Origin of the sequence: Methanosarcina sp. UBA5 (genome assembly GCF_002505485.1) — an archaeon.
Lineage (GTDB): Archaea > Halobacteriota > Methanosarcinia > Methanosarcinales > Methanosarcinaceae > Methanosarcina.
This window is the reverse complement of sequence record NZ_DAVG01000105.1, coordinates 1-12,409: the sequence shown is the minus strand read 5'-3', so window position 1 is coordinate 12,409 and position 12,409 is coordinate 1. Positions and strand designations below refer to the sequence as shown.

Sequence of the window (12,409 nt, the reverse complement as noted above, 5' to 3'; positions counted from 1 at the left end):
CATCGTTAGATTTAGAATCTGAACTACTATCATTTGATCCAGAATCTAAACTACCGTCATTTGATCCAGAATCTAAACTACTGTCATTTGATCCAGAGTCTAAACTACCGTCATTTGATCCAGAATCTGAGTTCGTTTTGCCCGTGGCTGAGTCTCCAGTACTCGTGTCTGAACTTCCACTATCTGAAACTGAATTTCCTGTATTCGAACTTCCACTATCTGAAACTGAATTTCCTGTATTCGAACTTCCGCTATCTGAAACTGAATTTCCTGTATTCGAACTTCCGCTATCTGAAACTGAATCTCCTGTATCTGAACTTCCACTATCCGAGACTGAGCTTTCGTTGCCTCCTAGAGCATATACCATGCCGGGAGCCATTCCAAGGATTATTAGCGTTATCAATAGTATATAAGTTAAGGAATTAAAAAAACCGGCTTTCATTTTCATTTGCCTCCGCCCACATGTCCGTAAACAGAAATGCCTGGTACGCAAGTAAGTTATTGACAAGTAACCATGTAATATATAGAAACAATATCAGGGATTTACTTTAGTAGATTTTTCCCAATAAGTTGTTAGTCTAAGACATATTCTTTGTTTCAAGCCAATGTTTTGAGTCTAATAATGGCAGAAACAAAACCTGATTTAAAGGTCAGGAATCACATTGATTATATCTGCCTGTCTCTTTGAAGCTGGCTAATACTTAATAGATATCAAAGGGAAGAACGGCAAGAAATAAAACGTTGTTTTACTTAATATTATCCTTTAAGGAATATACTCCTAAAATTATGGGATATAGTATATACAATTTGAATTTTCCTACCGCGAAGGGATCGATCAGGTCAGCCATCTTGACCTGCAACCGTTGACCCGCAACCGTTGCGCCGGTTGATCACGCCGTTGTTTGGGGTAAGTTTTTCATTGCAACATTTTCGGTCAAGCCTTTTTGTAAAAGGGTTGTGATCACGCCGAATAGGGTTTGTGAACAAGGCTTTCAAACTTAATGTTGAACCATTTTCAGTCAAGCCTTTTCTGAAAAGGTTTTCGGTCAAGCAGTTTTTTTAAAGGGGTTATGATCACGACCGCTGGACGACCAAAAACTAAATTTGGGGAAATCAGCCATTGAGCGAGTTGAAAATCAGTTTCTTTAATCCATAATTCAGCCCTCTTGAACGAAGCGAAAAGGGCTCCGTCCTCACGAAACGGAACTCGGGCAGCAAAAAGGGCTCCGTCCTCACGAGAAGGGACTCGGGTGACGAAACTCGGGCAAGAAAAATCCGATACCTTTAATACTTTATAATACTGCTTTGTTGTGATGTCTGCAGGCGCACGTACATATATGGAGATTATGAGATACGAAAACTGCCTCATGGCGGGTTTTGCAGCCGTAATCGGAACACTGATATCTTTTAATATCCTGACCTCTAATTCCCCGAGTTCTTATAGCCCTGAAAAATTTCCTTTCTTTTTTTCAGGCCTCGTATTTCTGGTCGTATTTTTGGTTGCAGGCGCAGGAAATACCATTAATGACTATTTTGATGTCAGGATAGACACAATCAATCGCCCTGAGAGACCTATCCCATCAGGTAGGATAAAGCTAAAAGAAGCCCTTTATTTCTCATATATCCTATTTGCCCTCGGGACACTTCTGGCTTTCTCAATCAACCCAATTTGCGGGTTTATTGCCTTATTTAATTCCCTGCTGTTAGTCTTCTACGCAAAAACCCTCAAAGGCACCCCTCTTTTAGGAAACCTGAGCATAGGCTATCTGACTGGCTCAAGCTTCTTATTCGGAGCTTCGGTATTTGGATTCGAAGGACTCAAAGCTCTTTTTGTACTATTCCTGCTTGCAGCACTTGCGATTACTGCCAGGGAAATTGTAAAGGATATTGAGGACATGGAAGGCGATAAAATGGAGGGAGCAGATACCCTGCCTCTTCGGGTCGGAGCGAAAAAAGCAAGCTACCTTGCAGTGCTTATAGGGTTTCTGGCAGTATTTTTTAGCCCTCTTCCTTACTTTCTATCATTACTTGGCCTGCATTATCTCTATCTTGTCCTTCTGGCAGATATAGGATTTCTTGCAGCGATTTACCAGCTTCTTGCTCGCAACAATCCTACGAAATCTTCAAAAATGTTCAAGATCGCAATGTTCTTTGCTCTCATTGCTTTTATTGCCGGGGTATAAATTTTCCCGGATAAATTCTTCTCAGCATACAGGACATTTTCCTGCAACAAGTTCCATGGAAAAAGCCTGTATATTCTCAAGCTCTTTCTCCATTACCTCAGCCACTTCTCTTTCTACCTCGCTCGTAGATCCTTTCTTCATAATAAGCTGGGCAGTTGCAATCTGAGGCTGGTCAATTGGAGTTCCGATCTCACTCAAAAGCCAGACATAAACTTCGGAAATGTCAGGCACCTCGTTGTAGATTCGCGCTGCAATCCTGTGGGAAAGAAGGTTGTAAATCTTTCCTGTGTGGCTTACAGGATTTTTACCTGCGGCAGCTTCACTGCTAACAGGACGGTTTAGCGGAATTATTCCGTTTACCCGATTTCCACGCCCTACCTGCCCGCCATCTGCATCTTCGGCAGAAGTACCAGTTACCGTGGTATAAATCCCCTGCAGCCCCCTGCCCGGAATGTCCAGAGTATTCAGGGAAACAGTAGGTTTCAGACACATACAGGACTCGAATTCAGCTCTTGCTTTTTCTGCAAACCCGGCAGTAAATTCCTCAATCTGGTTGTGCAGCTCGATTTTCATCTTAAAGTATGCTTCTTCCGATTCAACAAACCTGTCAACAAGCGGCATTGCAACAGTCAGATGCATATCCTCCCTGTGCCTGAGCCCCATAACTTTTACGTCTTCTCCGGATTCAGGATATTCCTTTTTGAACTTTCTTGAGTTCAGGTATCGCTCGCATTCAAAAACAAGCTTCTCAGTGGGGCTGAGAGGGGCATATCCAACTGCTGCAGAGGTGTCGTTTGCCCCAAGAATTTTTTCTCCTCTGCTAAAGATATCCGTAAGCTCTGCAGAACCTCTTTTTAGCTCAATCTGATAAATGATATTTTCAGGGTCCACAAAGCGAAGGTTCTCCTTGAGCCATTGCTGAGCCGTATTGATCGCAAGCTCAGGAACGTCGATTTCTATCCCCTGTGCTTCAAAAGTAGCCCTGTCCCCGATGATAAGCTTCATAGGGCTTACAACTCTGCCTCCTCCCAATCTTCCTTCCACTTCCCCTGCAACGAGCATGCCTTTGTCTATATTATAGTGCAGGATAGTCCCAAAAGTTTCAAGATACTTCTGACTCAGGCTTACTGAAATTTGCTCCATTACGGCATCACAGATATAGTCCGGATGCCCCAGCCCTTTTCTTTCTACAACCTCAACCCTCTGGTTGTAAACTTCAGGTGCTTTTAATTCTTCTATAACTATATTTCTCAAATTCTTACCCCCCAATCTTTAAAAGGCACATCTCCCTTAAAGGCAGTTTCTTTAAGTACAGTTCCCCCTTAAAGCATAGTCTCCGTAAAAGCGCATTTTCTTTAAAAGGCACGGTTTCTTTGAAAGTACGCTTTCCTTAAAGAAATAATTCCCTTAAGACTTGATAATAATCGATGTCTACTACTCCTCACTTAGACTCACAGCTATAGCACAGCCTGAAGTAATTCCCCTTATTAAATCTCAAGCCCTTATCGGACTAAATTTCAAGCCTTTGATCTGACTGATTTCAACCCTCTAATCTATTAAGCACTCAGATTTTTATTATTGTGGCTTCGATTCGATTATTATTGAGGCTTGAAAATCGAAGTCATTAAATGAATTCTATTTCTTCCGATGGTCCTTCTTTGCTTTTGTCTCTGTTTCCCGACTCGGGCTCATTTTCATTTTCCGGAAGATGCTTCAGATACTCCTGTATCATCATGGGAAAAACATTTGCAGGCACAAAGCGGACTCCAAGCTGTTCGGCCCACTTTTCAATCCCGTAATCGCTTGCAATTACTGCAGCATCAAGCTCCTTGGCAAGGATGAGAACATCAATATCAGGAGCGCTATCAAGAATCCCATATCTCAGGGCAGCTCGATATTTGTTCCGGAATTTACCAATAATCTCCCCGATTACTTCTCTCTCAACCTCTTCCTTGTATTCTTTTTTCTTGTTTTGCGGATTTTCCATAAAGAGGCATTCAGTAGCTGCCTCCCATATCGCATCCTCCGCTACTCCCATTCCCCGGTTAATTCTCTCCCGCATATAAGCAACGTATTCATGAAAGATCTGAGAAGTTACGCTAACTCTATACCGGTCAGGAGATTTTTTCACAAGCCAGGTATCTATTTTAGCCACAACTTCCCTGTCACAGCCGTTGCGGCTTGCAAATTCGTACATCTCTTTATATACTGACGGATATGGCACGTAGCAACTTATCCCGAAATGCAGACGAGCATCGGCTATCAGGTCAAGAATCGCTTTCATTCCCTCACAAAGGGAAGCATAGCCCATAACCTCACGCGTCTGCAGGTCCGTTAATGCTGTAGTATCCAGCACAAATCTCTGCTTAAGCATTTTCTGAACCCTTTTGAGTAATCTTCTTTCGTCTTATGTATTGATCAAAGATGAATAAAATTCTTTGTTTTATTCTCTTTATTACCTTCTGTTTTGTTTTATTTGGTTAGTAGTTATCATTCGGCGTACTTACTAATTTTTATTTTTTTCGTTCTGTTTACTTACCAACTTTTATATTCTGCTTACTTACGAACTTCAATTCTGTTACTTTGTAACTTTTATTTTGGTCATCAGTTACTTTCATTCTGAGTATATACTACCTTTTTATTTTTCGTATGTATTAATAGCCCTCCTTTTATTCTTGAGTCTACTTACTTTTTGATCAAAATCAATAACTGTATATAGTTTTAAGGCATATATTTCTATAGGGAAGTTAAAACCAGAGACTAGAAAGCGGTTTAAAACGAGTTTTGCAAAGTGTCTTCTAATGTTGTTTCGATTCAAGTGTAAAAAGTATTTCTGAGACAGCGTTAAAAAAAATATTATTCTGTTGTCAGTGTTATTTGCTTTTCCAGCTCTGGGCCGATCTTCTCAGAGTTGATTGCTGGCAGGCCAATGCCTGCAGGTAAAACACAGCTCAATGGTGTGAAAGACTGAGCCGGATTGGACACCTCAAAACAGCCCGATTCGGTATGAGTATGGGTAATAAGCTGAAACTGGGGAATATGATTTGAGTGCAAATACAGAAATATTGAAGCCTTGTGTAGGCTCAGCACAGGGTTTGGTTAGAAATCCTCTGAACATAGGAGGCGACACAATGAAGGAGTATTGTAATATTTGTGGTCGGGAACTGCTGGAAGATGTACTGGTTGTGGACACCAGCCTGGATATGAAACCAATAAAGTTCAAAGAGGTTCACGGGGATAAGTCCGATCTGATATGCATTGAGTGTGCAATTGATTCGGTTGAGAATCCACCTTTCGTATGTTCGAGATGCGGTCAGCCAATCGAATTTAACGAAAAGTTTTATGTGTTCAGGGAGGCAACCACAAAACCGGGCGGCCCCAAAGTTGACTTCAAAGAAACACGTCTTGATGACAAACACGTCTGCAGCACATGTTTTAGTGAGATCATGAACCCAGAGGGTGAAGAAAAAAAGGTTTAAATGGAAAAACCTTCTATTAACTTCATTCTTTTCTAGAATTTTTAATCCTTGGGCAAAGATCAGGTTTCATTCCTGGAAAATCTCGCCAAGATAATACAGAACTGATTCTTCAGTTCTGTCACCAGCTTTTTCTATTTCTTCTTTGTTTCTATTGTCTGTATTCTCTATTTGTTTAGAACTTCTTGTTTAGAACTTCGTGGCTAAAAAAAGGAGTCTTTAGAAATTATTTAAGGAGCTTATCTACAGATGTGTGAATTTTAATTTTACAAAGCATAAATATTAATCTTATAAAAATAGATAATATTGACCTAATAATCGCAATCTGATATACGAAACCTAATGCACTGAATGACTGATTTCAACAGGCCTGAAATTCTATTAATTATTCTGTTAACTTGTCATAACTCTGGGGGTAATTGATTGAACGGAAGCGATATTATCGAAATCGAAGATATGACATGGGGAGAAGTGGTAGAAAGCTCTAGAAAGCCGGTTATTGTAATGTTCTACAGCCCTACCTGTCCATACTGCAAAGCTATGGAACCTTATTTTAGGAACTATGGAAAGGAATTCAAGAATTCAGCTGTTTTTGCCCGCATGAACATTGAAACAAGTCCCTGGACTGCTGAAAGATATGGAGTTCAGGGTACGCCCACATTTAAGTTTTTCTGTCACGGGAGGCCTGTATGGGAACAGGTAGGACAAATTTATCCTTCCATACTGAAAACTGCAGTTGAAGATATGATCAATTACGGAGAAGAGTGCATAAGAAAAAGCACTCCAATTGGTCAGGATATCACTGGATATGCTTGAATCAACCCAATTGAAGTATTGATATTTTCAATCTTTTTCATTATTCAGCCATAATTTTTTCAGAGATTTTTCTCGTATAAATCTTGATTCACAAGTCCGTACTCATCAAAGGCTGTCCTGAAGCTTGCGAGAATACTAAGGGTTGCACTGAGGATGGTTGAGACATAAATTGCTATCATAATGGTGATCTGATACTTAATTGCGACAAGAGGACTTGCTCCTCCAAGAATTTGCCCTGTCATCATCCCGGGTAAAGAGACAATACCGATGGATGCAATGTTTGCCAGGGTTGGCTTTACTGCAGCTTTAAGGCTTTTTCGCAAATACGGAAGAGCAGCCTCGTACATGCCTGCCCCAAGAGATAAGCTATAAAGGTAACGATTTTCGTTTCGCTTGATATTGTTATAAAAGTCACCTATCCCTACTACATTTCCTCGAAGCGTGTTTCCAAGCAACATACCTGCTATAGGAATCAGGTAGCGTGCGTCAAGAAGATTTTCCAGGTTGATCACGAATTTATTGACATATATAAGAACAGCCAGGTTTGAAAAGGCAATGGCTAAAATAATAGGCACAAAGAGTTTTTTTACATTTAGATCGGCACTTTTAATTGCTGTATAAGATGCAAAGAAGATCATCATTCCTACCCAGGCTAGGTTCAAAAACCCATTATTCAGGTTAAAAATATAGTTCAGAAAAAGGCCTGCAAAAAAGAGCTGGATTGACATCCTGAAGACAGCTTCCATAGTGCTTTTTTCAAGTTCAAGCCGAATTTTCCGGCTTATGAAAATTGGAATTGCAAGTAAGAAGAAACAGAAAATTAACGAGGTGTAGCTTATATCATAAATCGGCATTTTTCAGTCTTCTTGGATTTTGTTTTTGTGTTATTCTATTTCTTATTTTATATTATTTTGTCAAGGACTAGTTCTGGAAGTTTCCCATGATCGGGTTTCAAGATATATCGTCTCCATCCAGTCGCGTTCCCATTCTCTGTCATGGGAGATAACCAGAAGGGTCCAATCTTCTCGGGCAAGGAAATAATCTGCAACCTTCTTTTTTAACTTCGCATCAAGAGCGGAAGTGACTTCGTCAAGCAGGTATATGTCCCTGTTCAGAAGAAGGGCAATGAGGATTCCTATTCGCTGCTTTTCTCCCCCAGATAGCTCTTGAAAATTCTCCTCAAGAATATTGTTTTCCAGCTCCAGCTCCCGCATAAAAGACCGCAGTTTTTCGTGGTCAAGTTCTTCTTTATTTGCCCTGTAAGAAAAGATTTCGTTTAACAGGTTTTTGACCTTTCCTTCCCCTAGGTCAGTATCCTGTACTACATAAGCAATTTCCTTTCGAGCCTCCCAGCAGGTTCTGGAATCAATTACCTGGTTCCGGAAATAGATGGTGCCTTCCGAAGGCTTTGTAAAGCCAAGCAGCATTTTTAAAAGAGTGGTTTTTCCTATTCCGGATTTTCCCCTCAGGAGAATTCTTTGATTTTTCTTTACGGTCAAGTTGAAACCTGAAAGTACCTTTCTGTTCTCAAACGAAATTCCTACATTTTCGTATTTTATCAGTTCGTTATTTAACGATTCAACAGACATATTTTTAACATCTTAATCTTGTAGGGTATTAATATTACCTGCTTGTTAACATCTTAATCTTGTAGAGTGTCAATGTTACCTGTTTGTGTTTTAGCCTGATACTTCTCTTATTTATCTAAAATCAAACGCTTAACGATTTTTCAGGTAAGATTGTATTCCAGTTCAATGTTCTCGATTACTGCATATGCACTTTTCGGCAGACATTTGTAAAGAGAAGGTTTATCATATACTATGTGTTTCAGGTAATCCAATATCGGATCAAAATAATCTAAAATTGATAATTTCCAAAGATATGGTCCTATCATACCTTTTCATGAGGGAAACCGAATGGATTGTAATACTCCAAACAAAAAACTTTCAACTCCAATCAAAGCTGCAAAGATCAATCCCAACATGAGTGTTGACGAGCTTGTTATGGAATACAAAGGCTGTGCCTTTGGAGCAGGCAGGCTGGCTGAAGCCGTAGATATCTATTATGAGATGCTGGCTTCCGAAAAAACTACAAAGTTTTTCGGGCTTGCAGGGGCAATGACTCCTGCAGGCATGAGAAATATTGTTGCAGATTTGATTCGCGACGGCTATATCGATGTTCTTGTGACAACCGGAGCCAATATGGTACACGATACTGTTGAAGCCCTGGGCCTTCACCACTATAAGGGTACGGACTGTGCAAACGATATCCAGTTACGGAATGAATGCATTGACAGGATTTACGATGTTTATCTTCCTGACCAGCACTTTACAGACCTTGAGGAGTTTTTACAGAGCGTCTATGCCGGGCTTCCGCAGGAAAAAATCTCGATCCGGCAGGTGCTTACCGAGATTGGGAAAAACCTTAATGATGATTCCTCTATCCTGAAAACCGCAGCAGAGATGGGAGTACCTGTGTATTGCCCTGCCATTCAGGACTCGGTGATAGGGCTTCAGGCCTGGCTATATAAGGAAGGAAATCCTCTGCATGTAGATGCCTTTGGGGATATGCATGAGTTTATGGAAATCTGCTATGCGGCTGAAAGTGCAGGCGCCCTGCTGCTTGGCGGAGGGGTTCCCAAAAACTATATCCTGCAGTCCATGCTTGTGACTCCCAAATCCTTTGACTATGCGATCCAGTTAACAATGGATCATCCTGAGACCGGAGGTCTGAGTGGAGCAACGCTTGACGAAGCCCAGTCCTGGGGAAAGGTCGGAGAAAGCGCAAAATCCGTAACCGTATATGCAGATTCAACGATTACTCTCCCGCTAATGGTCGCGGCTGTCCGCACTCGCCTTTCAAAGAGATGATTTTATGGAAAGGAAAAACTGTATGATTCTTGCCCTGGATGTTTCCGACAGGGAAGAAGCGCTTAAAATTGCAGAAGACGTATCAGAATTTGTGGATGCTATAAAGGTAGGTTATCCTCTTGTGCTTGCTACCGGGCTTGGAATTATCAGGGAGCTTGCCGAATTTGCTCCTATAATAGCAGATTTCAAGGTTGCCGATATTCCCAATACTAACCGTCTTATCTGCGAGCAGGTTTTTGAAGCAGGAGCTGATGCAGTCATTGTCCAGGGCTTCACAGGCCGGGACAGCCTTGATGCTTGTATTGAGGTTGCTTCCGAATACAGGAAAGATGTGTTCGTAGTAAGTGAAATGAGCCACCCGGGAGGAGCAGAATTCCTCCAGCCCGTAGGAGAAGCGATTGCAAGGATGGCGACTTCAGCAGGAGCTTTCGGCCTTGTTGCCCCGGCGACCAGACCGGAAAGAGTAAAAAAGATTCGAGAAATTATTGGAGACAAACTTACCATTATCTCGCCCGGAGTCGGCGCCCAGGGAGGAAAAGCGTCTGATGTTATTGCTGCAGGTGCAGACTGGGTAATCGTAGGAAGGGGTATATATAAAGCAGAATCTCCAAAAGAATCTGCCCGCGCAATTGCTGCTGAGATTGAGGCTGAACTTAAAGGAGAAAACTAAAAATCGTTTTTTAAGACTTTCTTGTTAAATCCTTTTCTTTTTTCTGAAAGATACTTCTTATACTAACCGCATTTATTATCTGCATCAATTTAGTGCCTGTGATGAAAAATTTCGCTGATTTCATGATGAGCCCTATGAGTTCTGAGGCACGAAAATTGAATGTCCTACGCATTATATATTCAAAAAATAATCACTATCCCTTTCCCTAAATCCACTCATTAAAGATGAATACTATAGGATGAATAAAGTGGATTAATTTCTCTCAAAATTTGGGAGGACCCCCCCTCAAAAATTGAGTCATTAATAAGAGTTTTAGGAGAAGTGAAGGGCTAATCCCCGCCTTTTCAAAGGTGGGATACAGCCCGTCAACTTTAACAAAACAACAGTATTAATATAAATTTCAGTATCAGTAACCTTTAATTAGGTAAAAATACATATAGACTTAATATGCCTAAAGTAAATCGTTATAGAATCTATCCAACAAAATCACAAGTGACAAAGTTAAATGAAACTTTGGAACTCTGTAGATGGGTTTATAACGAAACTCTGGCACTTCGCAAAAATGTATGGGAGACTGAACAAAAAAGAATCAGTTACTTTGATTCTAAGAAAATGATTCCTATCTGGAAAAAAGATAAAACAGAACTGAAAACTGTTCATTCTCATACTCTTCAAGATGTAACTATGCGTGTTGATCTTGCCTTTCAAGCCTTTTTCCGTAGAGTAAAGGCAGGAGAGAAACCGGGATATCCTAGATTTAAAGGTAAAGGTTGGTATAATAGTATTACTTACCTTCAATCAGGTTTTTCCTTGAATGGTAATATATTAACTCTCTCCAAAATAGGGGATATAAAAATCAAAAAGCATAGAGAACTTGAAGGTAATATCAAACGCTTAACTATCAGAAGAACTTCTACACAAAAATGGTTTGTGTCCATTCTTACTGATGTTGATTCCTATCAACCTCTTGAACATTCTGATAAGTCAATAGGTATTGATGTAGGAATACTTTCTTTTGCGGCATTATCAGATGGAACTTTTGTTGCGAATCCTAGATTCTATGTAAAGGAAGAAAAGAATCTGGCAAAGGTTCAAAGAAAACATTCCAAAACTGAAAAAGGAACTCCTGCACGAAAGAAAACATTAAAGGTATTACGTAGAGTACATGAAAGAATTGCTAACAAGAGAGAAGATTTTGCTCAAAAACTCAGTAAAACTCTTGTTAATAATTATGGCATTATCTGTTTTGAAGATCTCAATATTAAGAACATGGTTAAAGACCCATTATATGCAAAGGGTATAATGGATGCGGCGTGGAACAAACTTGTAACTTATACTTCATACAAAGCTGAAAATGCTGGTAGAAAAGTGGTTCTTGTTAATCCATACAATACATCTCAACTATGTTCAAAATGCGGAAATATTGTTGAAAAAGATACCTCAGTAAGAGTGCATAATTGCCCCTACTGTGGATTATCAATAGACCGCGATTATAATGCTTCTATTAATATACTCAGATTGGGATTACAATCTGACCGTAAAATCGGAAGATGCCCCTCACTTCAGTGAGGGGAGTAGTCACGGAAAAATATTTAAAAATTCCTCAAAGATATTGCTTTTTTGGCTCTCTTCATCTACCTATTGTCATTTGCTCAAGTATCCACAGAAAAATACAGAGCCCAAATATCCAAAGTAGAGTAAAAAATCAAAACATGTGCAATTATATACTGAAAGTCCACAATTATTTATGGGGACTCGCTCATCCCTATATCCAACATGCAAGGTCTGGAAAGGCTCTTTTATATTGTTTGCCTTTCCAAGCCAACCTGTTAATCTCCATGTGGACTAGCTCCCCCTCAAAACTGAACCGTCAGGCGAAGAATTCAGGGGGAGGCTTCCTTCTAGTATTACGTCGCTTAAGGATTTGATTTTAAGAATCAAATTGGCATCAGTAAGTATGTTTTGAGAACATTTTTCCCTTTTATCATCCCTTTATTTCCCCTTCAGCCCTTTTTTCTTTCTTTTTCCTTCTCATCTCCTTTCCTTTGTTTATTTCTCTTTTTTCTCCGTTCTCTACTTTCTCTTTTCTTTCATCTAACTATTCAGGTGAGGAAATGTTTAAAGGAAGCGTTTTTAACTCTGGGAGTGCGGAGGCACAGCGGGAAGTCCCCTTCCTCGGTAGATCCAGTTTACTGGATCGAACAGGTATGGGATGAAAGCGCAGCCTCGCACACCAGTTAATACAACTTACAAACTTAATTAACTACTTTTAACGAAATCTATATCTCTCTTTAAAACATATATTATGTAATATGTTAAAAGCCTATAAGTACCGAATCTACCCAGATAAAGACCAAGAAGAATTTATAAACGTTCATTTTGGCGCGTGTAGAT

General features: G+C 40.1%; 14 protein-coding genes. 7 read left to right on the top strand and 7 right to left on the bottom strand.

The window, feature by feature from the left end:
* From BP621_RS12370 to BP621_RS12360, 3 genes are all read right to left on the bottom strand, one after another.
* The coding region (locus BP621_RS12370) for a hypothetical protein (protein ID WP_292390399.1) at positions 1-442 on the bottom strand (442 nt) is incomplete at its 3' end.
* Positions 443-840: 398 nt separating this feature from the next.
* On the bottom strand, positions 841-1,023 hold the full coding sequence (locus BP621_RS12365; protein ID WP_292390397.1) for a hypothetical protein: 183 nt from the start codon (positions 1,021-1,023) through the stop codon (positions 841-843).
* A complete protein-coding gene (locus tag BP621_RS12360; RefSeq protein WP_292390403.1) occupies positions 1,016-1,369 on the bottom strand; it encodes a hypothetical protein in 354 nt (117 codons plus the stop codon). The genes BP621_RS12365 and BP621_RS12360 overlap by 8 nt, the downstream gene beginning before the upstream one ends.
* On the opposite strand from BP621_RS12360, the gene BP621_RS12355 reads away from it, so the two are divergent.
* Positions 1,314-2,183, top strand: coding sequence for a geranylgeranylglycerol-phosphate geranylgeranyltransferase (locus tag BP621_RS12355; protein ID WP_292390395.1), 870 nt, complete (start codon positions 1,314-1,316; stop codon positions 2,181-2,183). The two genes, BP621_RS12360 and BP621_RS12355, sit on opposite strands and share 56 nt — an antisense overlap.
* A gap of 21 nt (positions 2,184-2,204) precedes the next feature.
* On the opposite strand, the gene BP621_RS12350 is transcribed toward BP621_RS12355, so the two are convergent.
* Positions 2,205-3,437, bottom strand: coding sequence for a methionine adenosyltransferase (locus BP621_RS12350; protein ID WP_292390392.1), 1,233 nt, complete (start codon positions 3,435-3,437; stop codon positions 2,205-2,207).
* A 370-nt stretch (positions 3,438-3,807) separates the two neighbouring features.
* Positions 3,808-4,557 (bottom strand): RNA ligase partner protein, encoded by a 750-nt coding sequence (locus BP621_RS12345; RefSeq protein WP_292390391.1) that lies wholly within the window; start codon positions 4,555-4,557, stop codon positions 3,808-3,810.
* A gap of 670 nt (positions 4,558-5,227) precedes the next feature.
* Between BP621_RS12345 and BP621_RS12340 the strand changes: the two genes are divergently transcribed.
* A complete protein-coding gene (locus BP621_RS12340) occupies positions 5,228-5,662 on the top strand; it encodes a hypothetical protein (RefSeq protein ID WP_292390390.1) in 435 nt (144 codons plus the stop codon).
* A 420-nt stretch (positions 5,663-6,082) separates the two neighbouring features.
* Positions 6,083-6,475 (top strand): thioredoxin family protein, encoded by a 393-nt coding sequence (locus BP621_RS12335; RefSeq protein ID WP_292390389.1) that lies wholly within the window; start codon positions 6,083-6,085, stop codon positions 6,473-6,475.
* A 59-nt stretch (positions 6,476-6,534) separates the two neighbouring features.
* Here BP621_RS12335 and BP621_RS12330 read toward each other — a convergent pair whose 3' ends face one another.
* Both BP621_RS12330 and BP621_RS12325 read right to left on the bottom strand, forming a co-directional pair.
* Positions 6,535-7,329: an ABC transporter permease gene (locus tag BP621_RS12330; RefSeq protein ID WP_292390387.1), complete on the bottom strand. Its 795-nt coding sequence runs from the start codon at positions 7,327-7,329 to the stop codon at positions 6,535-6,537.
* 60 nt (positions 7,330-7,389) lie between these two features.
* A complete protein-coding gene (locus tag BP621_RS12325; RefSeq protein ID WP_292390384.1) occupies positions 7,390-8,064 on the bottom strand; it encodes an ABC transporter ATP-binding protein in 675 nt (224 codons plus the stop codon).
* Positions 8,065-8,391: 327 nt separating this feature from the next.
* Between BP621_RS12325 and BP621_RS12320 the strand changes: the two genes are divergently transcribed.
* The 4 genes from BP621_RS12320 to BP621_RS12305 all read left to right on the top strand — a co-directional run.
* Positions 8,392-9,345 carry a deoxyhypusine synthase gene (locus tag BP621_RS12320; protein ID WP_292390383.1) on the top strand — a complete coding sequence of 318 codons (954 nt, stop codon included), beginning with the start codon at positions 8,392-8,394 and terminating at the stop codon, positions 9,343-9,345.
* A gap of 4 nt (positions 9,346-9,349) precedes the next feature.
* Positions 9,350-10,015 carry an orotidine-5'-phosphate decarboxylase gene (gene pyrF, locus BP621_RS12315; protein ID WP_292390381.1) on the top strand — a complete coding sequence of 222 codons (666 nt, stop codon included), beginning with the start codon at positions 9,350-9,352 and terminating at the stop codon, positions 10,013-10,015.
* A 447-nt stretch (positions 10,016-10,462) separates the two neighbouring features.
* Positions 10,463-11,584 (top strand): RNA-guided endonuclease InsQ/TnpB family protein, encoded by a 1,122-nt coding sequence (locus BP621_RS12310; protein WP_292390380.1) that lies wholly within the window; start codon positions 10,463-10,465, stop codon positions 11,582-11,584.
* Between the two features lie 743 nt (positions 11,585-12,327).
* Positions 12,328-12,409 (top strand): helix-turn-helix domain-containing protein (locus tag BP621_RS12305; RefSeq protein ID WP_292390401.1); only part of this gene is annotated, 82 nt, incomplete at its 3' end.

Bases quoted from the DNA above. Each gene is read 5' to 3' on its own strand.
- BP621_RS12355 (WP_292390395.1), top strand. From the start codon at position 1,314: ATGTCTGCAGGCGCACGTACATATATGGAGATTATGAGATACGAAAAC.
- BP621_RS12360 (WP_292390403.1), bottom strand. From the start codon at position 1,369: ATGAGGCAGTTTTCGTATCTCATAATCTCCATATATGTACGTGCGCCT.
- BP621_RS12345 (WP_292390391.1), bottom strand. From the start codon at position 4,557: ATGCTTAAGCAGAGATTTGTGCTGGATACTACAGCATTAACGGACCTG.
- BP621_RS12330 (WP_292390387.1), bottom strand. From the start codon at position 7,329: ATGCCGATTTATGATATAAGCTACACCTCGTTAATTTTCTGTTTCTTC.
- BP621_RS12325 (WP_292390384.1), bottom strand. From the start codon at position 8,064: ATGTCTGTTGAATCGTTAAATAACGAACTGATAAAATACGAAAATGTA.
- BP621_RS12320 (WP_292390383.1), top strand. From the start codon at position 8,392: ATGGATTGTAATACTCCAAACAAAAAACTTTCAACTCCAATCAAAGCT.
- pyrF (WP_292390381.1), top strand. From the start codon at position 9,350: ATGGAAAGGAAAAACTGTATGATTCTTGCCCTGGATGTTTCCGACAGG.
- BP621_RS12310 (WP_292390380.1), top strand. From the start codon at position 10,463: ATGCCTAAAGTAAATCGTTATAGAATCTATCCAACAAAATCACAAGTG.